This is a genomic window from Amycolatopsis sp. A1MSW2902 (assembly GCF_017312175.1).
GTDB classification, from domain to species: domain Bacteria; phylum Actinomycetota; class Actinomycetes; order Mycobacteriales; family Pseudonocardiaceae; genus Amycolatopsis; species Amycolatopsis nivea.
The window spans coordinates 6,343,756-6,367,220 of the sequence record NZ_QJPO01000001.1 but is presented as its reverse complement, the minus strand read 5'-3'; the positions used below and the strand labels follow the sequence as shown (position 1 = coordinate 6,367,220).

The following is a 23,465-nucleotide window of genomic DNA, read 5'->3' as shown; positions in this document are numbered from 1 at the left end:
GAACGAAAACGCCCGGGCCGCAGGGGGAACTGCCGGCCGGACGCGGATTCGCCGCTGCCCGTGCGCGGCGGGAATCGTATTTTCATCAAGGGGAGTGTCATGAAGCGTACCGTTGTTTTCTCCGCTCTGGTCGCCGCCGGAATGCTTTCGGCCGCACCGGCTTTCGCTGCTGAAACGTTCGCCACGCCGCCTCCGTCGAGCACCACCACCGCTCCGCCTTCCTCCACGCCGGAGGAACCGCCTGGCGACAGCGGCGGCGTGCCGAAGGCCTTCATCCGGGTGCTGCCGTCGTCCGGCCACGCCGGGGACCGCGTCACGGTGCGCGTCGGCTGCGAGGCCTCGCAAATCAAGAACCTGAGCTCGGCCGCGTTGCAGTTCGGCAAGCTGCACCCGGTCGGTCCGCAGGGCGACCCGTCGAAGGCTCCGGTCTCGCAGGGCACCGCGACCGTCCGCAACGGTGTGAAGCCCGGTACGTACAAGGTTTCGTTCTCCTGCGGCAGCGGCGACATCGCCACGAAGTTCACCGTGCTGGGCGCGAAGCCCGTCCCGAAGCCGACGCCCGCGCCCGCGCCCGCGCCCAAGCAGGTCAGCAAGGTCCCGTCCGGCGCGCCGCAGACCGGCGGCACGGACGGTCCGGTCGCGGACAACCAGTCGGACCTCGGCCTCCCGCTCGCGGCGGGCGCGATGGGCGTGCTGGCCCTCGGCGGCACCGGGCTCGTGGTGGCGCGTCGTCGCCAGCGTGGCTGACTAGTCTCCTGGGCCTGGCTGCTTTTCCCGCGGCCAGGCCCGGGCGGATCGGGGGAAGATGATGAGGAAGACACTCGCCGCGGCGTCCGTCGCGCTCGCCGCGCTGCTGGCCGGCTGCTCGGTCGGCTCGACGACCGCCGCACCCGCTTCCAGCGCTCCGCCGGTTTCCTCGGTCGCGTCGGCGGCGATGCCGAAATCGGAGCCGGTCTCGCTGGACATCCCGAGCATCGACGCGCATTCCAGTCTCGTGCCGCTCGGCCTCAATCCCGACAATTCGGTACAGGTTCCGCCGGTCAGCAAACCCTTGCAGGCAGGCTGGTACGAAAACGGCCCGACGCCCGGCGAGGTCGGCCCCGCGGTCGTGCTCGGACACGTCGACGGGAACAAGCAAAAGGGGATTTTCTACCGGCTCAAGGAAATGAAGCCGGGAGACGACGTCGATATCGCCCGCCGCGACGGCACCACCGCGCACTTCGAGGTGACCAAAGTGGACCAGGTGCCGAAGGACGTCTTCCCGACCGACGCGGTCTACGGGGACACTTCGGACCCGGAACTGCGTTTGATCACCTGCGGCGGCGCGTTCGACCGGGCCGAGCACAGCTATGTGGACAACATCATCGTGTACGCCCATCTGGTGAACGGCGGGCAGTGACCCCGCGCATTGAACAAGACGCCCCCGATTTTGTCGGTGCCCGGTGCGACACTGTGGCGGTTGGCACAATTCTGGGAGGCACGCATGATCACCAGGACAGAACCGTGGCCCGCGGGCACACCGTGCTGGGGCGACTTGATGGTGCCTGACCGCGACAAGGCGGTCACGTTCTACGAGTCGCTGCTCGGCTGGACAGTCGAATCCGGCGGCCCGGAGACCGGTTATTACGGAATGGCGCAGATCGACGGCAAGCCGGTCGCGGGCATCGGGCAGATCCCGCCGGAGCAGGCAGGCATGCCGCCGATGTGGACGACGTACCTGTCAGTGTCCGATGTGGACAAGACCGTAGCCGCGATCGCCGAGGCGGGCGGCCAGGTCATCGCACCGCCGATGGACGTCCTGACCGAAGGCAGGATGGCCATCGCGACCGACCCGACCGGAGCGACGTTCGGCCTGTGGCAGCCAGGCAGGCACTCCGGCACGCAGGCGACGCTGACGCCAGGGGCTCCCGCGTGGAACGAATGCATGACCCGGGATTTCGCCGCGGCCAAGCAGTTCTACGGCGACGTGTTCGGATACGGCTTCGGCGACATGTCCGGGCCAGGCTTCACCTACGCAACGCTGGACGTCGACGGCCGACCGGTCGGTGGTCTTGGCGAGCTAGCCGCGGACAGCCAGGCATCGCCTGGTTGGGTGACGTATTTCTGGACCGCCGACGCGGACGAGGCAGCAGCGCGCATCCCGGACCTGGGCGGAACGGTGGTGAGCCCGCCGACGGACACCCCGCACGGCCGGATGGTGATCGCGGTGGATGACCAAGGGGCGGGGTTTTCGCTGATGGCACCGAACGCGCAGTCCGGGACGCAGGAGGGGTGGGGGTGACGGTTGGGGCCAAGGTGATGTGAGCCCCGCCGGGGCTGGTTGGGCGAGTTGGCTGACCGGCGAGGCGGGGGACCGGCGGGCAGTGGACTTTGCGGTGCCGGGCCGTGTCGCCGGACTGGGCGGTGCCGCGGTGTGGCTGTGCTGTGCTGCGCTGGGCCGTGTTGTCCGGCGGGCATGGCCGTGTGGCTGTGCGGTGCGAGGCCGTGTTGCCGGGCCGGGCGGTGTGGCTGTGCTGCGCTGGGCCGTGTTGTCCGGCGGGCATGGCCGTGTGGCTGTGCGGTGCGAGGCCGTGTTGCCGGGCCGGGCGGTGTGGCTGTGCTGCGCTGGGCCGTGTTGTCCGGCGGGCACGGCCGTGCGGCTGTGTGGTGGCAGGCGTGTTGCCGGACTGGGCAGGGCTGTGTGCCTGCGCGGTGGCAGGCCGCCGTGTTGCCGGACTGGGCAGAGCCGCGTGGCTTGTGCTGCGCTGGGCCGTGTTGTCCGGCGGACAGGGCCGTGTGGCTGTGCAGCGCGAGGCCGTGTTGCCGGACCGGGCGGGGCGGCTGTGCTGCGCCGGGCCGTGTTGTCCGACGGGCACGACCGTGTGGCTGTGCAGTGCGAGGCTGTGTTGCCGGACCCGGCGGGGCCTTGTGGCTGTGCGGCGGTAGGCCGTGCTGTCGGGCTGGGCAGGGTCGTGTGGCTGCGCTGAGTTGGGCGAGCCGGTTTGGTGCGGCTTGCGGTTGTCGGGCGGGACTCTGCCCGGTGCCAGCCTGAGCTGAGTTCGGCGGTGTCGGGCTGCGCTGTGCCCATTCGCGGCGGGATCGGTGGCGAGGTCGGCGCGTCCGGTGGAGTCGGCAGCGCGGGCCAGAAGTACGTGAGGGGAACCCTGACGGAATCAGATTCCCCCAGGGTTCCCCTCACGACCATCAGCCAGCCAAACCGCACACCGTTGCGGCGACCGTTCAGTCGCCAGCCAGCCATCGGCGGGCATGGCTCAAGTGCGGGCTGGCGGTGGAGCTCGCCGGAAAGCTCGAGCGTCGGCCCCAGCGGCGCCCACCAGAAAGCTCAACCGCGCCCCACCGCAGACCCGGCCGGAAGGATCAGTCCTCCACCCAGTCGAAGGTCTTCGTCACCGCCTTCTTCCAGTTCCGGTATTCCTTCTCCCGCCGCGACTCGTCCATCGACGGGTCCCACTGCTTGTCCTTGGCCCAGTTGGTCCGGATGTCGTCCTCCGACTCCCAGAACCCGACCGCCAGCCCCGCCGCATAAGCCGCACCCAGCGCGGTCGTTTCGTTCACCACCGGGCGGATCACCGGCACGCCCAGGATGTCCGCCTGGAACTGCATCAGCAGTTCGTTCACGACCATCCCGCCGTCGACCTTGAGCGACTTCAGCGGGACGCCCGAGTCGGCGTTCATCGCGTCGATCACCTCTCGCGACTGGAACGCCGTCGCCTCCAGGACCGCGCGCGAGATGTGGCCCTTGTTCACGAACCGGGTCAGGCCGACGATCGCGCCGCGGGCGTCGGAGCGCCAGTACGGGGCGAACAGGCCCGAGAACGCGGGCACGAAGTACGCGCCGCCGTTGTCGTCGACCGTTCGGGCGAATTCCTCGATCTGGGCCGCCGACGAGATCAACCCCAGGTTGTCCCGCAGCCACTGCACCAGCGAACCGGTGACCGCGACCGAACCCTCCAGTGCGTACACCGTGTCGTTCGAGCCGATCTTGTAGCAGACCGTCGTGAGCAGGCCGTTTTCCGACAGGACCTTCTCGGTGCCGGTGTTCAGCAGCACGAAGTTGCCGGTGCCGTAAGTGTTCTTGGCCTCGCCCGGCGAAAGGCACGCCTGGCCGAACGTCGCCGCCTGCTGGTCGCCGAGGATGCCCGCGATCGGCACTTCCGCGAGGGCCCCGCGCGGGCGGACCTTGCCGTACACCTCCGACGACGACCGGATCTCCGGCAGCATCGACAGCGGGATCCCCATCTCCGCCGCGATGTCCTCGTCCCACTGCAGGGTGTCGAGGTCCATCAGCAGCGTGCGCGACGCGTTCGTCGGGTCCGTCACGTGCACGCCGCCGTCGGTGCCGCCGGTCATGTTCCACAGCACCCAGGTGTCCATGTTGCCGAACACCAGGTCGCCCGCCTCGGCCCTGGCCCGTGCGCCCTCGACGTTGTCGAGGATCCACTTGATCTTCGGGCCGGAGAAGTACGTCGCGAGCGGAAGCCCGGTCTTCTCGCGGTAGCGCTCCTGGCCGCCGCCGAGCGCGCCCAGTTCGCCGGCGATCTTGTCGGTGCGCGTGTCCTGCCAGACAATCGCGTTGTACACCGGCTTCCCGGTCTTGCGGTCCCACACGAGCGCCGTCTCGCGCTGGTTGGTGATGCCCACCGCGGCGATGTCGGTCGGCCGCAGGTCGGCCTTGGCGAGCGCGCCCGCCGCGACCGCCCGGGTGTTTTCCCAGATCTCCTCGGCGTTGTGCTCGACCCAGCCCGCCTTCGGGAAGATCTGCTCGTGCTCGCGCTGGTCGACCGCGACGACACGGCCGGAGTGGTCGAAGATCATGCAACGCGTCGACGTGGTGCCCTGGTCGATCGCGGCGACATACGAAGTCATGGATTCCCTCCGGAAAGCTGGATCAGGTCAGGTTGTGCACGGCCAGGTACACCAGCGCCGCCAGCGCGGCGCCGAGGAGCGGACCGAGGACCGGCACCCACGAGTAGTTCCAGTCCGGGTCGCGCTTGCCCTTGATCGGCAGCAGGAACGCGTACGCGATCCGCGGGCCGAGGTCGCGGGCCGGGTTGATGGCGTAGCCGGTCGGCCCGCCGAGAGAAATACCGATCACCAGCACGACGAACGACACCCCGGCGTAGCCGAGCGCGGTGTTGCCGAAGGTCGGCGTCCCGTCCGAGGCGGTCTTGAACGCCGGCGTCAGCAGGATCCAGCCGACCAGCACGAAGGTGCCGATGACCTCGGTCACCAGGTTCCACGCCTTGTTCCGGATCTGCGGGGCGGTGGAGAAAATGCCGAGCGTCTCCTCCGGATTCGGATGGTCGTCGAACTGCAGTTTGTAGGTCAGCCAGCACAGCACGGCGCCGAGAATCGCGCCGAGCATTTCGCCGATCAGGTAGAACGGCACGTCCGCCCACGAAACCTTGCCCGAAATGGCCAGCCCGAGGGTGACCGCCGGGTTCAGGTGCGCGCCGGTCGGCGCGGCGAGGCTGGCGCCGGCGAACACGCCGAAGGCCCACCCGAAGGTGATGAACAGGGTTCCGGCTTGAAAGCCGTTGTTCTTTCGCAGCACGACGTTGGCCACAACGCCGTTGCCCAGCAACAGGAGCACTGCCGTGCCCAACAGTTCCCAGACGATGATCGCACCCGGACTCACGCTCTCCGCACCTCCACACTGGACAGTCTGTGCAGGGCCGATCACGTCCGGCCACAGCCTCGTCGCCGACCCCAGTCCGCGGCACGTTACCGTCGCGTACGCGTGCAATCCATAAGCCGGGCGAACCAATGTGACCATGATCGTCATGGGTTCCGCCACACGTGTCACCTCGGGGTCAGCAGACGATCACGCAAGCGTGCGATGCTGGGGAAGGTGGAGCACGAGGAGGAACGAGTGGTGACGAATCCGCGCAACGGCAGCGACCCGGCCCAGCTGGGTCCGGCGGGCCGGGAGGAATCCTGGCGGCGTTTCGGCGACGAGACCTTCGACCTGGTCGTGATCGGCGGCGGCGTCGTCGGCGCGGGGACCGCGCTCGACGCGGCGACCCGCGGCCTGCGGGTGGCTCTCGTCGAGGCCCGCGACCTGGCGTCCGGCACGTCCAGCCGGTCGAGCAAGCTCTTCCACGGCGGCCTGCGTTATCTCGAACAGCTCGAGTTCGGCCTGGTGCGCGAGGCGCTGCACGAGCGCGAGCTGATGCTGACGAAGATCGCGCCGCACCTGGTCAAGCCGGTGAGCTTCCTGTACCCGCTGACGCACCGGATCTGGGAGCGTCCGTACACCGCCGCCGGGCTGCTGATGTACGACACGATGGGCGGCGCCCGGTCGGTGCCGGGCCAGAAACATCTCACCCGCGCGGGTGCCCTCCGAATGGTCCCCGCGCTCAAGCGGTCGGCGCTGATCGGCGGCATCCGGTACTACGACGCGCAGTCGGACGACGCCCGGCACACGATGACCGTCGCGCGCACCGCCGCGCATTACGGCGCGGTGGTCCGGACCTCCACCCAGGTCGTCGGCTTCCTGCGCGAGGCGGACCGGATTTCCGGCGTGCGCGTGCGCGACGTCGAGGACGGCCGCGAGACCGAGATCCAGGCCGGCGCGGTGGTCAACTGCACCGGCGTGTGGACCGACGAACTGCAGCGGCTGTCCGGCGGCCGCGGCCGGTTCCGCGTGCGCGCCAGCAAGGGCGTGCACATCGTGGTTCCGCGCGACCGGATCGTGTCGGAGTCGGGCATGATCCTGCGCACCGAGAAGTCGGTGCTCTTCGTCATCCCGTGGCGCAACCACTGGATCGTCGGCACCACCGACACCGACTGGAATCTCGACCTGGCGCATCCGGCGGCCACCAAGCACGACATCGACTACCTGCTCGAACACGTGAACTCGGTGCTCGCGACGCCGCTGACGCACGACGACATCGAAGGCGTGTACGCGGGCCTGCGTCCGCTGCTGGCCGGCGAGAGCGAAGAGACGTCGAAGCTGTCGCGCGAACACGCGGTCGCGCGGGTCGCGCCGGGTCTGGTCGCGATCGCGGGCGGCAAGTACACGACGTACCGGGTGATGGCGGCCGACGCCGTCGACGCCGCCGTGGTCGACCTGCCGGGCCGCCCGCCGTCGTCCATCACCGACAAGGTCCCGCTGCTCGGCGCGGACGGCTACCACGCGCTGGTCAACCAGGCCGACCACCTGGCCGCGGAGCACGGGCTGCACCCGTACCGCGTGCGGCACCTGCTCGACCGCTACGGCTCGCTGGTGCACGAGGTGCTGGCGCTCGCGGCGGACCGGCCGGAGCTGCTCAAGCCGATCGAGTCGGCGCCGGATTACCTCGGCGTGGAGGTCGTGTACGCGGCCAGCCACGAGGGTGCGCTGCACCTGGAGGACGTCCTCGCCCGGCGCACGCGGATCTCCATCGAGTACGCCCACCGCGGCGTCGACTGCGCCGAGCAGGTCGCGCAGCTGGTGGCGGGCGTGCTGGGCTGGTCGGAGGAGGAGACCAAGCGCGAGGTCGAGGTCTACCGGGCGCGGGTCGAGGCGGAGCGGGATTCGCAGCTGCAGCCGACGGACGAGTCGGCGGACGCGTTGCGGGCGGCCGCGCCGGAGGCTCGCGCGGGGCTGATCGAGCCGGTCAGCTGAGCTTTCCTCGTGAGTGCCGGGCAGAACCGGCACTCACGAGGGCTTGAGCACCCAGCGGATGAGCGTTTCCCCGCTGGGCGAGGGCCGGTCTTCGGGCCCGACCCGGCTGAACCCGGCCCGCCGCGCGACGATCTCGGACGCGGTGTTGCTTTCGTCGTGCCGATATGCGACCTCGTGCAGGCCCAGCCGGGCGAACCCGAACTGGATCGCGGCCGAAAGCCCTACTGCCGCAATGCCTTTGCCTCGTTCGGCCGGATGCGTCCACACCGACGCCTCGGCGGTGCCGAAGTTGAGGTCCAGGTCGCGCAGCCCGACCTCGCCGAGCAGGCGTCCGCTCTCCGGCTCGGCCACGGCCCACGAGCAGCGCTCGTCGCACGCCCACTGAGCGGCGCGCAGCGTCACGTACTCGGTGGCCTCGTCGGGGGTGCGCAACCGGTAGTTCAGCACGTACCGCCGATGCTGCGGGTCCGCGAACGCCTCCATCAGCGCGGGCCGGTCGTCGAGATGCCGGTCCGCGCGCAGCTGGCGCAGGTAGTACGCGCCCGCGTTGATTTCCACGGGTTCCACGACACGAGCCTAGCCGTCCGGAGGCGGGAAATGGCTGCGTGCCGCGTCACGGCCAGGTCACCCGAAGGGGCGGGCAGCAGCGGTCAGCGAGGCGGGGACACGACATCGCGCGCTGGCTGGAAGCGTTGCCGCACAACGGACATGGCAGGTGTCGCGGCAGCGCCGAGGGCGGTCAGCTGGCTTGAGCGGGCGAAGGGATCGCCGGGAACTCCGCGTGCACGGCGGTCCCTTCCCCGCGCGCGGATTCGATGGTCAGCGAACCCGCCACCCGTTGCACCCGCTGACGCATGGCTTCCAGGCCGAAGCCGGTGCCGTCGCCGCGGTCACCGGAGGCGAAACCTCTTCCGTCGTCCCGGACGTCGAGCATGACCAGGTCGCTCGTGTAGGTGAGCGTGATGCCGATCCGGGTGGCGTGTGCGTGTTTTTCCGCGTTGGCCAACGCTTCCTGCGCCACCCGGTACAGCGCGACCTCCAGCTCCGGCAGCAACGGCTGGGCATCGCCTGCTACATCGGCGGTCACCTTGGCACCGGAAGTGCCGGACACTCGATTTGCCAATCCTGCCAACGCTTCCGGCAGATGCGAGTCCGCTAATGGTTCCGGTCGCAACGCCTGAACCGCTCGGCGCGCCTCGGTGAGACTGTCCTTCGCCAGCGTGTGCACGTGGTCGAGATGCCGCTGCCGATCCGCGGCTTCGGTGGCCCGGTCGGCGGCCTGCAGCTGGGTGACGATGCCGGTCAATCCCTGGGCGACAGTGTCGTGGATTTCGCGAGCCATGCGCTGTCGCTCGTCGAGCACCCCGGCCTCGCGGGCTTGGGTGAGCAGTTGTGCGTGCAGCGCCGCGTTTTCCGTCAGGGCCGTTTCCAGCTGCGCGTTCGACTGGGCGAGTTTTTCGTTGGTGCGACGGCGTTGTTCGTTCTCTGCGCCGACGAACCACGCCACGTACAGAATCGGCCCGACGATCGACACCGCGGTGATCCATGGCGGCGACGGCTCCCAAATTCCCTTGGCCAGCAACGGAACCACTGCCGTCGCGGCCGCCGCGAAGATGCTCCAGCGGGTCGGGAACAACACGAACGCGATCGGGTAACCGATCGAAGCGAAAGCGGTGAACGGATCCACTCGCGAGGTGAGCACGGTCGCGCCAGCCAGCAGCACGACGAAAAACCCGATGGCCAGCCACGGTTTCCGCGTGCGCCTCGGGAAAACCGGGATCAGCACCAGCAACCACAGTCCGCTCGCCGCGGCGAGAAGCAGCGTGGTGCGCCATTGCGCGGGATCACCGTGTGGCTGACCGGCGGCGATGATCGTGCACACCGCGAGCGCCAGAATCCCGATGCCGGCGAACAGCGGGCCTGCCCATCGCTCGGCCTTCGGATCGACCGAACCCGGCCGCAGCCCGATCATCGGACTCGGCCGCGTGCGTTCCGGCGGGCTCAGCGCCGCCGCCATCCGCTGAACAGGATCAGCAGCAACGGCAACGCGAAGACGATCAGCAACCGTCCGCGAGTCACGATGAGCACGACGACCGCCAAGGCGATGGAAAGCGGCACCGAATACCGCCACACGAACGCGCCCAGCTTGCCGTTGCCCGCGGGCACGACCGGTTCCGGCCGGGCCGTGGCCAGCAGCGCGCTCGGCCGCGGCGAGGGCAGGTCGTCGAACAACGGCACGAGTTCGCTGACCAGCTTGGCTGACGTGACCTTCGCCGAGCGGCTGCCGTACTCGTCGATGTCGAGGCGGCCGGTGCGGACGTGCTCGGAGAGGACATCGAGCGCGTCCTGGCGTTCGGCGTCGCTCAGCCGCAGGTCAGCCATGGTCCGCCTCAGCGGTCCAGCCGGCGCTGCCGCCGGTGCTCGTCGCGCATCGCGCGAAACTCCTCGCGGCGTTCCCGGTGCCGGTCGTGGTGGTGATGGTCATGGTGCTCGAAACCCTTGCCCCAGAGCGCGCGGCCGACCGCGGTGAGCGCGATCGGCGCGAAGATCACCGGCCATCCCGCGGTGCCGGTGGCGATCAGAGCGATCGCCGCGATCCACACCAGCGGCACCAAGGCGGCGACGGCGCGTTGCCCTGCCGACCACTCCGGCTGTCGCGCGGCCACCTCGCCGGACGCCGCGGGCTGCGGCACGGGCATCGGCGGCGGTGCCGCTGGTTCCGGCGCGGCGGTCGCGCCCGCGCCGAACACCGGATGCGGCACCGGAAGATCGGTGAACAACTCGCCCAGTTCGCCCCGGGTTTTAGCCGCGGTGATCCGGGCGGATCGTTCGCCGAACTCGTCGATGTCGATCCGTCCCGCACTCATGTGCTCACCGAGCGCATGCAGCGCGGACTCTCGCTCCTGGTCGCTGATCCGCAGCTGCGGAGACGGAACCTCAGTCACGTAGTCGATGGTAGGCCGCGCGAGCGCGCGGCACCCACGACATTCAGCACAACTTCAGTCCTTGAGCTCCAAGAGTTGCGTTCCCTGCGTGACCGCGGAGCCGATCTCGACCGAAAGCCCGGTGACGGTGCCCGCTTTGTGCGCGGTTACCGGGTTTTCCATCTTCATCGCCTCGAGCACCACGATCAGCTCGCCCGCTTCGACGTGCTGGCCTTCCTCGACCGCGATCTTCACGATGGTGCCCTGCATCGGCGCGGTGACCGCGTCGCCACTCACCGCTGCCTTCGCGCCGCCTGCCCGCTTGCGCGGCTTGGCTTTCGTCGCCGCGGGCGCGCCGCCGCCTTCGAGGGCGAACCCGCCCGGCAGCGACACCTCGAGCCGGCGTCCGCCGACCTCGACCACGACGTTCTGCCGCGGCGCCTCTTCCTCGGCCTCGACGTCCGGCGCGACGAACGGCTCGATCTGGTTGTCGAACTCGGTCTCGATCCAGCGGGTGTGCACGCTGAAGCCGTTTTCGTCGCCGATGAACGCCGGGTCGTTCACGATCACGCGGTCGAACGGCAGCACCGTGGCCATGCCCTCGACCTCGAACTCGGCCAGCGCGCGGCGGCTGCGCTCAAGCGCGTTCTCCCGGTCCGAACCGGTGACGATGAGCTTGGCGAGCATCGAGTCGAACTGGCCGCCGATCACGCTGCCGGATTCGACGCCGGAATCGACGCGCACGCCGGGACCGGACGGGGCGACGAACTTGGTGACCGTGCCCGGCGCGGGCAGGAAGCCGCGGCCGGCGTCCTCGCCGTTGATGCGGAACTCGATCGAGTGGCCGCGCGGCGTCGGGTCCTCGGTGATCCGCAGCTTCTCGCCGCGGGCGATGCGGAACATCTCGCGGACCAGATCGATGCCGGTGGTTTCCTCCGAAACCGGGTGCTCGACCTGCAGGCGGGTGTTCACCTCGAGGAAGGAAATGGTGCCGTCGACCGCGACGAGGTATTCGACGGTGCCCGCGCCGTAGTAGCCGGCCTCCTTGCAGATGGCCTTGGCGGACTCGTGGATCCGGGCGCGCTGGTCGTCGGACAGGTACGGCGCGGGGGCCTCTTCCACCAGCTTCTGGTGGCGGCGCTGCAGCGAGCAGTCGCGGGTGCCGACGACGATCGCGTTGCCGTGCTGGTCTGCCAGCACCTGCGCCTCGACGTGCCGCGGCTTGTCCAGGTAGCGCTCCACGAAGCATTCGCCGCGACCGAACGCGGCCACCGCCTCGCGTGTCGCGGACTCGAACAGCTCGGGGATTTCCTCCCGGGTGCGGGCGACCTTCAGGCCGCGGCCGCCGCCGCCGAACGCCGCCTTGATCGCGACCGGCAGGCCGTGCTCGTCGGCGAACGCGATGATCTCGTCGGCGTCCTTCACCGGCTCCTTGGTGCCGGGCACCAGCGGCGCGCCCGCGCGCATCGCGATGTGCCGCGCGGTCACCTTGTCGCCGAGGTCGCGGATCGACTGGGGGCTCGGCCCGATCCAGGTCAGGCCCGCGTCGAGGACGGCCTGGGCGAACTCGGCGTTCTCGGAAAGGAAGCCGTAACCGGGGTGGACCGAATCGGCGCCGGACCGCTTGGCGGCGTCGAGGATCTTGTCGATCGCGAGGTAGCTCTCGGCCGCGGTGTTCCCGCCGAGGGCGAACGCCTCGTCGGCGAGGCGCACGTGCGGAGCGTCGCGGTCCGGGTCCGCGTACACGGCCACGCTCTGCAGGCCGGCGTCCTTCGCGGCCCGGATCACGCGAACCGCGATCTCGCCCCGGTTCGCGACCAGGACCTTGGTCACCGGACCGCCTGTGCTCGCGGTGTCCTGCTCGCTCACCACATACCTCCCGTGCCCCGTCGCCGAGCTGCTGGTCAACCGGGAGTCTACGGACCAGGACCGGGCCTGGATTGAGAGGTGGACCACCCAGTTCGGTCCTGTTTATACCCGTCCGGCAGGGGCCTGATGCCGCAGTTCGGCCGGTAGTTCGGAGTCGAGCACGATGACGTCGTAGGGGTTGACCTGGTGCACGAGCGCCAGGTTTTCGGTGTTGACCAGGATCCACGGCTGGTGCTCGCCGCAGCAGTCGACGAGCCGGTCGAGCGCGGTGAAGGCGACCAGCGCGGTGCGGCCGTCCGGGGTGCGGCGCAGTTCGACGTTGGCTCCGGTCTGGCCGTCAGTGGTCGGGCCGGTGGGGCCGGTCGGCAGGTAAAGGGCCGGGGGCAAATTGGGGTTCGTCACTCCGACAACATAGACGGACACGGTGCGCAAGGTCGCTTACAGTCTCGGATATGCGGACTTGGCCGAAGCGCGTCCCGCGATCCGCGCTGCTCACCGCCGTTCTCGCGGCGGTGGTCACGGCGGCGGCGCTCGTCGTGGTCGTCACGATGCGCCCGAAGCCGGACGGCGCGGAGACCATGGCGCCGAGCGAGCCCGCCGCGGCTCCGGTCGAAGCACCGTCCTCGACCTGCGGAAACGGTCCGTGCAAGCAGCTGGCGGCGGTGAGCGTCGGCGGTACCCCGGTCGTGTTGCAGGCGGATGCCTCGGGCGGATCGGGCCGGGTCCAGGTCGGACAGCAGCCGTTCGAACTGGCGATCACGAACCTGGGCGCGAAGCTGACCGCGACTTCCCTGCGCTGTATCGACGGATCGACCGCCGCGTGCCTGATCCGCGGCGACGCGGCAGGCGGTTCGTACGGCGAATTGCTGACCGAGTCCGGCGGCGTGTGGCGCGACTACGGCAAGCCGTATTTCTCTGACGCCGGCTCGCTGTCGCTCTACGACGTGAGCCAGGACGGCCGGGCGGACGTGATCGTCGTCCGGCACGAATGCCCGAAGGCGGTGTCCGGCACCCCGCGCTGCCAGGCGGCTCCGGTGGTCGCGGAGGTATACGAACTCGACGGCGAGGTGATGGGCTGCACGAGCACCGTCACCTCGCCGTCGGATTTCCGCGGCTGGCCGGACGTCGAGCTGAAGAAAACCCAGCTGCGACGCTGTTCCGGCAACTCCTGAGACTCAGGCGGTGGCGGGCCGGGCGGCGCCGCCCTCGTCGCGGTGGTTCGGGCGAGCGGTCTGGGTGTTGAGGATTTCGTCGTCGAGCAGGCCCTCGCTGCGCGCGACGATCGTCGGGACCACGATCTGGCCCGCGACATTCGTGGCGGTGCGCATCATGTCCATGATCGGGTTCACCGAGTAGATCAGCGCGATGCCGAGCGCGACCTGCTTGGCGTCGAGCCCGATGAACGCGGTGGTCAGGGTGAGCGCGGTCAGCCAGCCGGTGGTGCCCGCGGTGGCCAGCGCGCCGACCACGGCGACGACCACGATGCCGACGTACTGGCCGAAGCTCAGCGGCACCCCGGCGAGGTTGGCGATGAAGATCGCGCCGATCGCCGGGAACACCGCGGCGCAACCGTCCATTTTGGTCGCGCTGGCGAGCGGGGTGGCGAAGGCGGCGTATCCGGGGTCGACGCCGAGGTTCACCGCGGACTGCCGGGTCAGCGGCAGCGTGGCCGAACTCGACTGCGACGCGAACGCGAACTGGATCGCGGTGCCCGCCTTGGCGAAGAACGTCAGCGGGTTCACCTTCGCGACGAACTGCAGCAGGATCGGGTAGACGACGAACAGGATCAGCAGGCAGCCGACGTACACCGCGATCGTGGTCGACAGCAGCGGACGGAACAGCGCGTCGCCGTAGTTGGAGACGGCGGTGCCGATCAGGCCGATGATGCCGATGGGCGCGAGGCGCACGATCCAGCCGAGGTAGCGCTGGACGATTTCGAAGACGCTCGTGGTGAAGTCGACGAACGGCTTCGCCTTGTCGCCGAGGCTGTAGGCGGCGGCGCCGATCACGACGGCGAGGAACAGCACCTGGAGCGTGCTGCCCTCGGCGAAGGCGGAGAAGAAGTTCTCCGGCAGCAGGCCCTTGATGAAGGCGTCCCAGGAACCCCAGTGGCTCATGCTCTTCGCGGCCTTGTCGGCGTTCTTCGCGGTGGCCGCGACGCCCTCGCCGAGCCCGCCGGAGCCCGGGTTGAACAGCTTGCCGATCGCGATCCCGATCAGCGAGGCGATGAACGACGTGATCGCGAACCACAGCACGGTCTTGCCGCCGAGCCGCGCGGCGGTGCGGCCGCCGCCGAGGCCGCGGAGGCTGTTGATGCCGACCACGATCGCGGTGAAGACCAGCGGGATCACCGCGATCTGCAGCAGGGTCGTGAAGATCGTGCCGATGTGGTCGAGGGTGTCGGTCAGCCAGCCGGCTTCGGTCGTCCGTGCGAGCACGCCGAGTCCGGCGCCCACGACAAGCGAACCGAGCACGGCCGCGGCGAACACGCGCGGCTTTGTGTACGTCCTTGCGAAGGACATGTGCCACCCCAGAGAGGTCGAGAGTTTCCGCTGACCCGGGTGCGGGCCGGAATCGACTTTCCCTGATCACTCGACCGAGTGACACATCGTCCCAATATGTGAACTAGTTCCACATTTCGGTCACGCTGACGCCCACCTCGGCGAGCAGCTGACGCAGCAGTGGAAGACTGATCCCGATCACACTCGACGGGTCCCCTTCGACCCCCTCGACGAACCATCCGCCGAGCGCGTCGAGCGTGAACGCCCCCGCGACGTGCAGCGGTTCGCCAGTGGCGACGTAGGCGTCGATCTCGGCCTGGCTGGGGTTGGCGAAGTGCACGGTGGTGGAGCGGGTGCCGGAAGCTTCCTTGGTGCGCTGCCCGCCGTCGAGCCGGACCACGGCGTGCCCGGTGAGCAGGACGCCGGAGCCGCCCGCCATCCGGGCCCACCGCTCCTTCGCGACCTCGGCGGTCGCGGGCTTGCCGACCATCTCGCCGCCGATGGAAAGCATGGAATCACAAGCGACGATCACGGCGTCGGGCTCGGAGACCATCTCGACTACGGCGTTGGCCTTGGCTTTGGCGAGAGCCAGGACGAGTTCGGCGGGTTCAGGATCGGTGAGCGCCGCCGCGACGGCATCCTCGTCGACACCGGACACGACAACGGCCGGGTCGAGACCGGCACTGCGCAGGACGGCGAGGCGGGCGGGGGACTGGGAGGCGAGGACTAGACGCACAGGCGAACGCTACCCCGGCGGGGCGGGGTTGGGGGTGTGGCCCAGGGGGCGGTGATTTGGTGCCGCGGGTTTCGTGGCCGGATTCGCGGGGGCGGGCGTCGTGGCACCGGGTCGCGAGCCGGGCGCGAGGTCTGGCATTGAGCCAGGATCCCGGCGGGGGCGTGCGCGGGGATGCCGAGCCGGTGGTTGCTGGGCGAGGAACGCGCCTGGCACGCCCGGGCTTTCTGTGCACCGGCAGACCTCGCCGCTGCGCGCGGAATTGCGTCGGGGGCCAACAATGCTGCTGTGGGACGAGAGTTGCGTGGATTGTCTCTCGCCGCCTCCTCGGCCCCGGCTGGAGTGGGGTCCAGCCGGGGCCGAGGGTCAGCTCGTCAGCGGGCTGGTTCTGGGGTCGGGGCGGTCGGCGCGGGGGTGTGCGGCCTAGGGGACACCCGGCGCAAAGCCGCTGCTGACAAAACTCCCAGTATCAGCACCGCGATCGGCAGGATCAGTGTCGCGCGGGCGGCGTCGGTGAGTCCATTGTGGACAACCTCGCTGGCGAGGCGGCCCGCTTGGGCGGCGATGTCCGCCGGGAGGCCCGGGATGGAGGCGGGGCCACCGGAGGAGCCGAATTCGCCGGTGGACGCCGCGGCGTGGGCGATGCCTTCGGTGAAGGGGGCGCGGTACTGCTCCGGCAGTTTCGCGGCCGCGGTGGCGGCCTCGCTCGTGATCGACGCGCTGATCCTCGCTTGCAGGAGCACGCCGATCGCGGCGCTGCCCAGGACGCCGCCTACCTGGTGGGCGGTGTTGAAGATGCCCGAGGCGGTGCCGGTGAGCCGCGGTTCTACCGACGCCATCGTCAGGTTGCTCATGGGGGAGAAGATGCAGCCGACGCCGAGGCCGCACACCAGCAGGGCCGGGATCAGTGCCCACGGGCTCGTGTCCGGTCGTGCTTGCAGCGCGATGATGCCGACGCCCGCGGCCAGCAGGGCCAGGCCGCCCATCACCAGGTACTTGCCGTTGATTTTGTCCGAAGCTCGGCCGACGAAGGGCGCGATCACGCCGGACAGCAGCGACATCGGGGCGGTGAGCAGGCCCGCCATGGTGGGGGAGAGGCCGAGGACCGTCTGGATGTAGATGATCAGCGGCAGGAACATGCCGGTCATCGTGAAGCCGACCGTGGTCGCGGTGAGCGTGCCCGCGGAGAAGTTGCGGTTCGCGAACACCTGCAGCGGGACCAGCGGTTCGCGGCGGTTGTAGTGCTGCCACAGCACGAAGGCGATCAGCAAGACCACGCTGGCACCGATGATTTCGAAGACTGTGATGCCGCCGAACACCGTGCCCCAGTCGTACTGCTGTCCATTTTGGACACCGAAGACGACGCAGAACAGTCCGGCCGCGGACAGCAGGATGCCGATCAGGTCGAACGAATGCGAGTGCTTCGGCTGCCAGTCCGGCACCAGCCACAGCGTCAGCGCGATCGCGACGACGCCGATCGGCACGTTCACGTAGAAGATCCACTCCCAGCCGAGGTGCTGCACCAGCACGCCGCCCAGCAGCGGGCCGGTGATCGTGGCCAGGCCGGCGACGCCGCCCCACGCGCCCATCGCCGCGCCGCGCTTCGCGGGCGGGAACAGGTGGCTGATGAACGCCAGCGTCTGCGGCGTCATCAGTGCGGCGCCGAGGCCTTGCACGGCACGGGCGGCGATCAGCATCTCGACGTTGCCGGAGAGACCGCACCACAGCGACGAAGCGGTGAACACCACGAGCCCGGCGACGAACACGCGCTTCGGGCCGAAGCGGTCGCCGAGGCGGCTGGTGAACAGCATCGGCACGGCGTAGGTGAGCAGGTAGACGCTGATCACCCACACCACCGAGTTCAGCCCGGCGTCGAGGTGCTGCAGCATGGCGGGCACCGCGATGGACACGATCGTGGTGTCCAGCAGGATCATGAAGAACCCGATGCAGAGCGCGCTGAGCGCGGCCCACGGGTTAACCGGTCTTGCGTTCATGGTTTTCCTTGAGCTTGAGTTTCTTGTCCTGGAAAGGGATCCGGCCGCTGTCGAGGTCCGCGAACAGCTGCTCGATCCACGCGAGCTCGAACTTCCGCTGCGCCGCGCTGAACCGGAAGTCGAGCCAATAGATTTCGGGGGTGCCGTCGGCTTCCAGCCGCTCGAGGATCACCTGGTCAGCGGCCACGCCCGCGCGCAGCCGGGTGATCCGGTGCTCCAGTTCGAGCAGCGCGACGTCGCGTCCGAGGTCGTCGATCACGGCGAGCCCGCTCAGCACGTCGCTGTAGTCCGGCACCACGTCGCCCAGCATCTGCCGGGCTCGTTCCTGGAAGGCGTCTTTGCCCGCGGCCGTCATGGCATACACCGTGCGCTCCGGCCGTTTGCCGTCCCGCTGGGTTTCGACCACATCGACGAAACCGTTGCGCTGCAACCGATCCACCGTGTGGTAGAGCGAACCAGCCTTGAGCTTCACGCGGTTTTCGACGTGCCGTTCCCGCATCAGCTGGGCCATTTCGTACGGGTGCATCGGCCGCTCGTGCAGCAGCTCGAGCACGGCGACGCCCAGTGCCGTGAGCTTGGCCGCGACCATGACGGTTCCTCCAGAAGATCCAATCGAGTGACCCAACGTGGGTTATTCCACGTGGACTATACGGTGTGGAGCAAGCTGCGGTCCAGTGTGATCCGCGCTGGTGAGCAGCTTGTCGCTGACGGTGACGGGTGGTGCGTGATGGGGCGAGCGTAACGACGACCACCGACAAAAACCGGCGATCGCCTGTTCGACGGCCGCTTCCGGCCGATGCGAGCTGCCGCGACCAGTGCCAGTCAACCCGGCCGGTCAGCTGCGCCAAGAGGCCGATTACCTGGACGCCCGCTGGCGGTAAACTGACGAGTGGCGCAGGGCCGCCGCGCTCGGGAGGGGAGTCTGATTCCCGGGCGGCCAAGGAGCGGATATTGGTGACTGCGCTGTCTTCAGGGGTGATCTGGCCGACCGTCACAATCGTCCTGTTTCTCGTGGTGCCGCTCGCGGTGTCCGGTTGCGTGGCGATGGTTTTGCTGACCAAGGCTTTGGCGTCGCCGAAAAGGCAGGGCTCAGTCCGGGTCCTGGTCCGGGTAGTTCCCTGGCTCCGGATCGAGGTCGAGGCCGGGACCGGACCGGATCGCGCGCCACGAGGAGAACCGGCCAGCGCGGGCCGGTCGCACCGTTGCCCGGAATCGGCGGCCCGGGCCAGGATCGGCTGATGGGCGAGAACCGGGCAGTGGGATGGGAAGGCTTCTTCAACACTCGAGACCTCGGCGGTCTCCCGACCCGATCCGGCGGCGTCACCCGATCCGCGCGGTTCTATCGGTCCGCCAGCCTCCGGTTCGTCACCGGCACCGGCTGGGCTCAGGCGCGGGAATCCGGCCTCCGCACCATCATCGACCTGCGAAACCCCGCCGAGATCAGCACCTACGCGGTCACCGTGCCGGCCGGGATGACGCGTCTCGAAGTTCCGCTGGACGACGTCGAAGACACCGAGTTCTGGCAATACATCGCCGACGAGCAACTCGACGGCACCCCGCTGTATTACCGCGTTTTCCTTGACCGCAAAGCAGAACGCTGCGCAACCGTCCTGAAAGCGCTGGCCCGGTCCGAAAGCGGCGTGCTCTTCCACTGCACTTCCGGCCGAGACCGCACCGGCCTCATCTCGCTCCTCCTGCTCGCCCTCGCCGACGTCGACCCGGAAACCATTGCCGCCGATTACGCTCTCTCCACCGAAGCCGTCCTCCCGCTGTACCGGGCGCTAGGCGTCGAAGACCAAACCGCGCTGCTCGAAGCAGCATTGGCCCGCAGGAAGACCACCATCAGGGAAGCCGTCCTGGCCACCCTCGACGGCTTCGATGTCCGTGACTACCTCGTCCGCGCCGGGATGGCTACGGACGAGGTAGACCGGCTCAGTCGGTGACCTGGTGCAGCTTCCGGGCCCGGCGGCTGCCCAGCGAATACCATCCGGCGATCCCGGTGCCGACGGTGAGCGCGGCCGCGCTGATGCCCAGCGACCAGTGCACCCCGACCGCGGAACCGAGCAGCCCCACGGTGAATCCGCTGCCCGCGCGGAGACCGTTGGCGGACACGCTGTACACGCCGATCACCCGGCCGCGTTCCTCCGGTTTCGCCAGCAGTTGCACGACGGTCTGGCCGATGGACATCGACGCCAGGTTCGCCACGCCGCCGATCACCAGCAGTGCCACCGCGATCGGATAGCTGGCGGTCATCGCGAAGAACAGGCTCGAGAGCCCGTAGATCGCCGTGCTGATCACCGCGGCGGGCACGTTCGGTTTGATCTTTCCGGTCGCTTCCAGCAGGATACCGCCGATCACGCCGCCCGCGCCGTTGGCGAACAGCAGCACGCCGTACGCGGTTCCGGCGCTGCCCGCGCCGAGGTCCTGGGCGAAGATCGGCATCGAACTCTGCATCGAGGCTCCGACGAAGAACGCGCCGAGCCCGGCGAGGATGATCATCCCGACCATCGTCGGATTCCCGCTGATTTCCTTGAGGATCCGCACCGAATCCATCAGCCCGACCCGTGGCCGACGGATGATTCCGCCGTCTCGCGTGTGTCCGGTGAACTTGGTGCGGAACAGGAACACGGTCAGCGGCAGGTAGAACGCGACGTTCACGAAAATGCCCGCCACCGGACCGAGCCCGAGCAGCAGCGCCGAACCGACGACCGGGCCGAAGAGGATGCCCAGGCTGCGGAAGGTGGCGTTGAGCCGGACCGCGCTCGGCAGTTCGGCTGGGCCGACGAAATCGTGCAGCATCAACTGCTCGCCCGGACCCCGGATCGCGCCCGCGCAGCCGTGCAAAATCAGCAGTACGCAGGCACTCCACACCTCGAGCGTGTCGGTGAGGATCAGCACGCCCCACGCCGCGGACACCGCCATGAACAGCACCTGCGCGGCCTGGATGATCCGGCGGCAGTCGTGCCGGTCGGCCAGTCCGCCGAAGTACACCGAGAACAGCAGGAACGGCACCCAGTGGCTGATCACCTCGAACCCGGTCAGCGCCGGCGACTGGAACTTCTCCCACAGCACCCAGTAGGTGATGACGTGCTCGATGTTGTCGGCCATCATCGCCAGGCCGGTGCCGATCAGGTACGGACGGCAATCCTTGTTGTACAGCGCCGCGAATTTGCGCGGGGCTGCGGCGACCCCGGATTCGGGTTGGTGCGTCGGCACCCCGCACGCGGAACACATGACTGAGAACCCCCTAGTGAGCTGGTGCTCGTAACGCTAGACGAGACGTTGCGTCTTGGCTAGACTTCGGCACGTGGGCGACGTCACTCAGCCCGGCGAGCGCCGGCATCACGGGAACCGGTACGGCCGCAGCGAGAACGCGCGCCGCGCGGTTCTGCACGCGGTCGACGATCTGCTGGTGGAGGTCGGGTTCGCCGGGCTCACGATGGAGGGCATCGCGGCACGGGCCGGGGTCGGGAAGCAGACTGTCTACCGCTGGTGGCCGTCCAAAGTGGACATTCTGCTCGAGGCGCTCGGCGACGACCTCGTCGAGGAACTCTCCCCGCCCGATTCCGGCGAGCTGCGCAAGGACCTCTGCGCGCACCTCGCCGCGATCGCGTCCTTCCTGACCACCGCCGATGCCGGAGCGGTGTTCCGCACGCTGCTCGGCCAGGCCCAGCACGACCCGGACCTGGCGCGGCATCTGCGCGAGGTGCACCTCCGCGCCCAGCACGTGCGCGACCGGTTGCCGCTCGAACGTGCCGTCGCGCGCGGCGAGTTGTCGTCAGAGGTCGACCTGGACAGCGCGGTCGAGCACCTCGTCGGGCCGATCCACTACCGCGTGCTGGTCACCGGCGCGCCGGTGCCGCCGGAGTTCACAAATGGCCTGGTCGAGCGATTCCTCCGGGAGCATCCGCCCGGGTAGGCTCCTGCAGACATGGGAACGGTCTTGTGGCTGGTCGGGCTGGCTGTCGCCGCCGCGGTCGTGGCCGGGATCGCCTGGGTTTTCCGGGACCGGGCCGGCGGGCTCGACCAGCGATTGCGGGCGGCCGAACAGGCCTCGCGGTGGCGATTCCTGCAGCAGCAGTGGGAATCGGAACCGATGGCGCGGCTCGCGACCGTCCAGCAGGTGCACGCGCTCACCCAGAACGGCGGCTGCCAGGTCCGGATCGTCTGGACGGACAGCTATCACGCCGAGGACGTCGAGATCGAGCACGATCAGGCCGACGCGGGCGACTACCTGCTGCTGCGGGGCGTCGGGCCGCTCGGATCGATCACCCGGGAAGAGCTGCTGGCGCACGCGGGCGCCGATGCGCCGGACTGGGCTCAGCGCGGGCGTTGATTCACCAGCCGCTGATCCGCTGCCAGGTGTCGACGAGGCGGCCGTTCTCCAGGATTCGGTAGCCGCTGTGCTGTGCGGCGGTGGCGCAGGCGTGGTTCGGCAGGATGCGCAGGCGGGTGCCGATCGGCAGGTCAGGCAGCGGATGTCCCTCGCGGGCGGTGAGGATTCCGTGTTCCTGGCTCGCGCCGGTCACCACGAGACCTGGCACCAGGGCGCCGTCGAGGTCGGCGACCAGGCCGTATCCCTGGTCGACGGCTTGGTTCGCGGTGCCTCGGTCGCGCGACAACGCCATCCAGCCGCCGTCCGTGAGGATCCAGCCGTGCTCGGGGCGGTGTCCGATCACGGTGACAACTACGGACAGCGCAAGGTCTTCGGTGCGGCATACGCCCAGTCCGGCCATCACCAAGTCGAAGAAGACGTAGTTGCCAGCGCGGACTTCGGTGACGCCGGTGAGGTCGTCGGCTGCGTGTGCGGTGGGAGTCGAGCCGACGCTGACTGTGCCTGCGTACAGGCCTTCGTCGCGAAGGCGTTGTGCTGCAGCGACAGCGACCTCACGTTCGTGTGCGGCGGCTTCGCGTTGCGCTGCAGGGGTTGTCGCGAAGTAGGACTCGCCGGCGTGTACGAGGACACCGTCGAGACAGTCGTGCAACTGTCGTCCGATGGTGAGCAACGCGGGGTCTTCGGGAAGTACGCCGCCACGGTGACCGTCGCAGTCGACCTCGATCAGCGACGGAATCCGTACTCCGGCTTCGCGCGCCGCAGCGCTTATCGCAGAGGCTTGCGCGACGCTGTCCAGCAGCACGCGCACGGTGATTCCCCGTCGCAGCAACGTAAGCACGCGCGGGAGCTTGTGCGGATCGATGCCGACGGCGTACGTGATGTCGGTGTAGCCGCCGTCGGCGAAGGCTTCTGCCTCGGCCAGCGTCGACACTGTGATCGGGCCTGGCTTTCCACCGTGCATCAACGCGGTCGCGGGTAATGCCTTCGCCGTTTTCGTATGGGGGCGCAGGGAAACGCCGAGTGCGCGCATCCGCTGAGCGAGCCGTTCGGCGTTCCGCCGCGCGCGCGAAAGCTCGACGATGGCGAACGGAGTGTCCGGGCCAGCCAGGGTTTCCTCAGACGGCGGCAATTGCCTGCACCTCGACCTTCGCTCCAAAATGGAGGGTGCTTGACCCGGCGACCGCGCGCGCCGGGCGGTGGTCGCCAAGCCAGGCACGGTAAATCCGGTCGAACTCCGGCCAGTCGCCCATGTCGGTCACGTAGACGGTGACCGACAACAGTCGATCGCGGCTCGTGCCCGCGGTGGCGAGGCACGCGTCGAGGTTGGCCAGAACTTGCTTGGCCTGCACGGAAAACGGCTCGTCCGCCAGCCGGGTCCCGTCGCTGGTGGTGGGCAGTTGCCCGGAGACGAACGCCATCCCGCCGTACTGCGCGGTGTGCGAGTAATGCCCGCCGGGCGCGGACAGTTCAGGGCTGTCGCGCAGGACGATTTCGGTCAT

At 69.1% G+C, this 23,465-nt stretch carries 24 protein-coding genes; 9 read left to right on the top strand and 15 right to left on the bottom strand.

All coding sequences use genetic code 11. From position 1 onward, the window contains the following. Positions 1-99 precede the first annotated feature (99 nt). The 3 genes from DMP23_RS29305 (at position 100) to DMP23_RS29295 (ending at position 2,281) form a co-directional block, all read left to right on the top strand. Entirely contained in the window at positions 100-747 is a 648-nt protein-coding gene (locus DMP23_RS29305) for a hypothetical protein (protein ID WP_337823136.1), read from the top strand. A 58-nt stretch (positions 748-805) separates the two neighbouring features. Further along, the gene (locus tag DMP23_RS29300) at positions 806-1,399 is read left to right on the top strand and encodes a class F sortase (RefSeq protein ID WP_337823135.1); all 594 of its coding nucleotides are present in this window, start codon (positions 806-808) and stop codon (positions 1,397-1,399) included. A gap of 84 nt (positions 1,400-1,483) precedes the next feature. Then, positions 1,484-2,281 carry a VOC family protein gene (locus tag DMP23_RS29295; protein WP_134732562.1) on the top strand — a complete coding sequence of 266 codons (798 nt, stop codon included), beginning with the start codon at positions 1,484-1,486 and terminating at the stop codon, positions 2,279-2,281. A gap of 1,076 nt (positions 2,282-3,357) precedes the next feature. On the opposite strand, the gene glpK is transcribed toward DMP23_RS29295, so the two are convergent. Together glpK and DMP23_RS29285 are read right to left on the bottom strand one after the other, a co-directional pair. Continuing rightward, positions 3,358-4,866 carry a glycerol kinase GlpK gene (glpK, locus tag DMP23_RS29290; protein WP_037816066.1) on the bottom strand — a complete coding sequence of 503 codons (1,509 nt, stop codon included), beginning with the start codon at positions 4,864-4,866 and terminating at the stop codon, positions 3,358-3,360. A 22-nt stretch (positions 4,867-4,888) separates the two neighbouring features. Continuing rightward, positions 4,889-5,638: an MIP/aquaporin family protein gene (locus DMP23_RS29285; RefSeq protein WP_037816065.1), complete on the bottom strand. Its 750-nt coding sequence runs from the start codon at positions 5,636-5,638 to the stop codon at positions 4,889-4,891. Between the two features lie 201 nt (positions 5,639-5,839). Here DMP23_RS29285 and DMP23_RS29280 point away from each other — a divergent pair, with 201 nt between their 5' ends. Then, positions 5,840-7,609 (top strand): glycerol-3-phosphate dehydrogenase/oxidase, encoded by a 1,770-nt coding sequence (locus tag DMP23_RS29280; protein WP_106961289.1) that lies wholly within the window; start codon positions 5,840-5,842, stop codon positions 7,607-7,609. A 33-nt stretch (positions 7,610-7,642) separates the two neighbouring features. Here the strand turns inward: DMP23_RS29280 and DMP23_RS29275 are convergent, their stop codons facing one another. The 6 genes from DMP23_RS29275 to DMP23_RS29250 form a co-directional block, all read right to left on the bottom strand. Further along, on the bottom strand, positions 7,643-8,176 hold the full coding sequence (locus tag DMP23_RS29275) for a GNAT family N-acetyltransferase (RefSeq protein ID WP_337823134.1): 534 nt from the start codon (positions 8,174-8,176) through the stop codon (positions 7,643-7,645). Positions 8,177-8,348: 172 nt separating this feature from the next. Next, positions 8,349-9,626 carry a sensor histidine kinase gene (locus DMP23_RS29270; protein ID WP_337823133.1) on the bottom strand — a complete coding sequence of 426 codons (1,278 nt, stop codon included), beginning with the start codon at positions 9,624-9,626 and terminating at the stop codon, positions 8,349-8,351. Beyond that, a complete protein-coding gene (locus DMP23_RS29265; RefSeq protein ID WP_067589759.1) occupies positions 9,611-9,991 on the bottom strand; it encodes a DUF1707 SHOCT-like domain-containing protein in 381 nt (126 codons plus the stop codon). The genes DMP23_RS29270 and DMP23_RS29265 overlap by 16 nt, the downstream gene beginning before the upstream one ends. Positions 9,992-9,999: 8 nt before the next feature. Continuing rightward, on the bottom strand, positions 10,000-10,554 hold the full coding sequence (locus tag DMP23_RS29260) for a DUF1707 SHOCT-like domain-containing protein (protein WP_337823132.1): 555 nt from the start codon (positions 10,552-10,554) through the stop codon (positions 10,000-10,002). 54 nt (positions 10,555-10,608) lie between these two features. Next, the gene (locus DMP23_RS29255) at positions 10,609-12,402 is read right to left on the bottom strand and encodes an acetyl/propionyl/methylcrotonyl-CoA carboxylase subunit alpha (RefSeq protein WP_134669324.1); all 1,794 of its coding nucleotides are present in this window, start codon (positions 12,400-12,402) and stop codon (positions 10,609-10,611) included. A 102-nt stretch (positions 12,403-12,504) separates the two neighbouring features. Continuing rightward, entirely contained in the window at positions 12,505-12,825 is a 321-nt protein-coding gene (locus DMP23_RS29250) for an SAV_915 family protein (RefSeq protein WP_106961290.1), read from the bottom strand. A 29-nt stretch (positions 12,826-12,854) separates the two neighbouring features. Between DMP23_RS29250 and DMP23_RS29245 the strand changes: the two genes are divergently transcribed. After that, on the top strand, positions 12,855-13,574 hold the full coding sequence (locus DMP23_RS29245; RefSeq protein WP_037816055.1) for a hypothetical protein: 720 nt from the start codon (positions 12,855-12,857) through the stop codon (positions 13,572-13,574). Between the two features lie 3 nt (positions 13,575-13,577). Here the strand turns inward: DMP23_RS29245 and DMP23_RS29240 are convergent, their stop codons facing one another. From DMP23_RS29240 to DMP23_RS29225, 4 genes are all read right to left on the bottom strand, one after another. Further along, positions 13,578-14,924 carry a dicarboxylate/amino acid:cation symporter gene (locus DMP23_RS29240; RefSeq protein ID WP_337823131.1) on the bottom strand — a complete coding sequence of 449 codons (1,347 nt, stop codon included), beginning with the start codon at positions 14,922-14,924 and terminating at the stop codon, positions 13,578-13,580. Positions 14,925-15,027: 103 nt separating this feature from the next. Then, positions 15,028-15,639, bottom strand: a complete 612-nt coding sequence (locus tag DMP23_RS29235; RefSeq protein ID WP_043831863.1) for a Maf family nucleotide pyrophosphatase — start codon at positions 15,637-15,639, stop codon at positions 15,028-15,030. A gap of 371 nt (positions 15,640-16,010) precedes the next feature. Further along, entirely contained in the window at positions 16,011-17,630 is a 1,620-nt protein-coding gene (locus DMP23_RS29230; RefSeq protein WP_337823130.1) for a DHA2 family efflux MFS transporter permease subunit, read from the bottom strand. Continuing rightward, positions 17,611-18,219: a PadR family transcriptional regulator gene (locus DMP23_RS29225; protein ID WP_134669330.1), complete on the bottom strand. Its 609-nt coding sequence runs from the start codon at positions 18,217-18,219 to the stop codon at positions 17,611-17,613. Before DMP23_RS29225 ends, DMP23_RS29230 begins: the two co-directional genes overlap by 20 nt. Before the next feature lie 365 nt (positions 18,220-18,584). On the opposite strand from DMP23_RS29225, the gene DMP23_RS29220 reads away from it, so the two are divergent. Together DMP23_RS29220 and DMP23_RS29215 are read left to right on the top strand one after the other, a co-directional pair. Continuing rightward, entirely contained in the window at positions 18,585-18,869 is a 285-nt protein-coding gene (locus DMP23_RS29220) for a hypothetical protein (protein WP_337823129.1), read from the top strand. Continuing rightward, entirely contained in the window at positions 18,869-19,573 is a 705-nt protein-coding gene (locus tag DMP23_RS29215) for a tyrosine-protein phosphatase (protein ID WP_337823128.1), read from the top strand. Before DMP23_RS29220 ends, DMP23_RS29215 begins: the two co-directional genes overlap by 1 nt. Here the strand turns inward: DMP23_RS29215 and DMP23_RS29210 are convergent. Further along, entirely contained in the window at positions 19,563-20,864 is a 1,302-nt protein-coding gene (locus DMP23_RS29210; protein WP_337823127.1) for an MFS transporter, read from the bottom strand. The two genes, DMP23_RS29215 and DMP23_RS29210, sit on opposite strands and share 11 nt — an antisense overlap. Before the next feature lie 73 nt (positions 20,865-20,937). Here DMP23_RS29210 and DMP23_RS29205 point away from each other — a divergent pair, with 73 nt between their 5' ends. After that, positions 20,938-21,549: a TetR/AcrR family transcriptional regulator gene (locus DMP23_RS29205; RefSeq protein WP_337823126.1), complete on the top strand. Its 612-nt coding sequence runs from the start codon at positions 20,938-20,940 to the stop codon at positions 21,547-21,549. A gap of 12 nt (positions 21,550-21,561) precedes the next feature. Next, the gene (locus DMP23_RS29200; RefSeq protein ID WP_037816039.1) at positions 21,562-21,966 is read left to right on the top strand and encodes a hypothetical protein; all 405 of its coding nucleotides are present in this window, start codon (positions 21,562-21,564) and stop codon (positions 21,964-21,966) included. Position 21,967: 1 nt separating this feature from the next. On the opposite strand, the gene DMP23_RS29195 is transcribed toward DMP23_RS29200, so the two are convergent. Together DMP23_RS29195 and DMP23_RS29190 are read right to left on the bottom strand one after the other, a co-directional pair. Further along, complete coding sequence (locus tag DMP23_RS29195) at positions 21,968-23,095, bottom strand: alanine racemase (protein WP_337823125.1); 1,128 nt, start codon at positions 23,093-23,095, stop codon at positions 21,968-21,970. Continuing rightward, positions 23,082-23,465, bottom strand: coding sequence for a RidA family protein (locus tag DMP23_RS29190; RefSeq protein WP_337823124.1), 384 nt, complete (start codon positions 23,463-23,465; stop codon positions 23,082-23,084). Before DMP23_RS29190 ends, DMP23_RS29195 begins: the two co-directional genes overlap by 14 nt.

What these genes read in the sequence shown, in the direction of transcription:
- DMP23_RS29305 (WP_337823136.1), top strand. Translation starts at nt 100, where the DNA reads ATGAAGCGTACCGTTGTTTTCTCCGCTCTGGTCGCCGCCGGAATGCTT.
- DMP23_RS29300 (WP_337823135.1), top strand. Translation starts at nt 806, where the DNA reads ATGATGAGGAAGACACTCGCCGCGGCGTCCGTCGCGCTCGCCGCGCTG.
- DMP23_RS29295 (WP_134732562.1), top strand. Translation starts at nt 1,484, where the DNA reads ATGATCACCAGGACAGAACCGTGGCCCGCGGGCACACCGTGCTGGGGC.
- glpK (WP_037816066.1), bottom strand. Translation starts at nt 4,866, where the DNA reads ATGACTTCGTATGTCGCCGCGATCGACCAGGGCACCACGTCGACGCGT.
- DMP23_RS29280 (WP_106961289.1), top strand. Translation starts at nt 5,840, where the DNA reads ATGCTGGGGAAGGTGGAGCACGAGGAGGAACGAGTGGTGACGAATCCG.
- DMP23_RS29270 (WP_337823133.1), bottom strand. Translation starts at nt 9,626, where the DNA reads ATGGCGGCGGCGCTGAGCCCGCCGGAACGCACGCGGCCGAGTCCGATG.
- DMP23_RS29265 (WP_067589759.1), bottom strand. Translation starts at nt 9,991, where the DNA reads ATGGCTGACCTGCGGCTGAGCGACGCCGAACGCCAGGACGCGCTCGAT.
- DMP23_RS29245 (WP_037816055.1), top strand. Translation starts at nt 12,855, where the DNA reads ATGCGGACTTGGCCGAAGCGCGTCCCGCGATCCGCGCTGCTCACCGCC.
- DMP23_RS29240 (WP_337823131.1), bottom strand. Translation starts at nt 14,924, where the DNA reads ATGTCCTTCGCAAGGACGTACACAAAGCCGCGCGTGTTCGCCGCGGCC.
- DMP23_RS29230 (WP_337823130.1), bottom strand. Translation starts at nt 17,630, where the DNA reads ATGAACGCAAGACCGGTTAACCCGTGGGCCGCGCTCAGCGCGCTCTGC.
- DMP23_RS29225 (WP_134669330.1), bottom strand. Translation starts at nt 18,219, where the DNA reads ATGGTCGCGGCCAAGCTCACGGCACTGGGCGTCGCCGTGCTCGAGCTG.
- DMP23_RS29215 (WP_337823128.1), top strand. Translation starts at nt 18,869, where the DNA reads ATGGGCGAGAACCGGGCAGTGGGATGGGAAGGCTTCTTCAACACTCGA.
- DMP23_RS29210 (WP_337823127.1), bottom strand. Translation starts at nt 20,864, where the DNA reads ATGTGTTCCGCGTGCGGGGTGCCGACGCACCAACCCGAATCCGGGGTC.
- DMP23_RS29200 (WP_037816039.1), top strand. Translation starts at nt 21,562, where the DNA reads ATGGGAACGGTCTTGTGGCTGGTCGGGCTGGCTGTCGCCGCCGCGGTC.
- DMP23_RS29190 (WP_337823124.1), bottom strand. Translation starts at nt 23,465, where the DNA reads ATGACCGAAATCGTCCTGCGCGACAGCCCTGAACTGTCCGCGCCCGGC.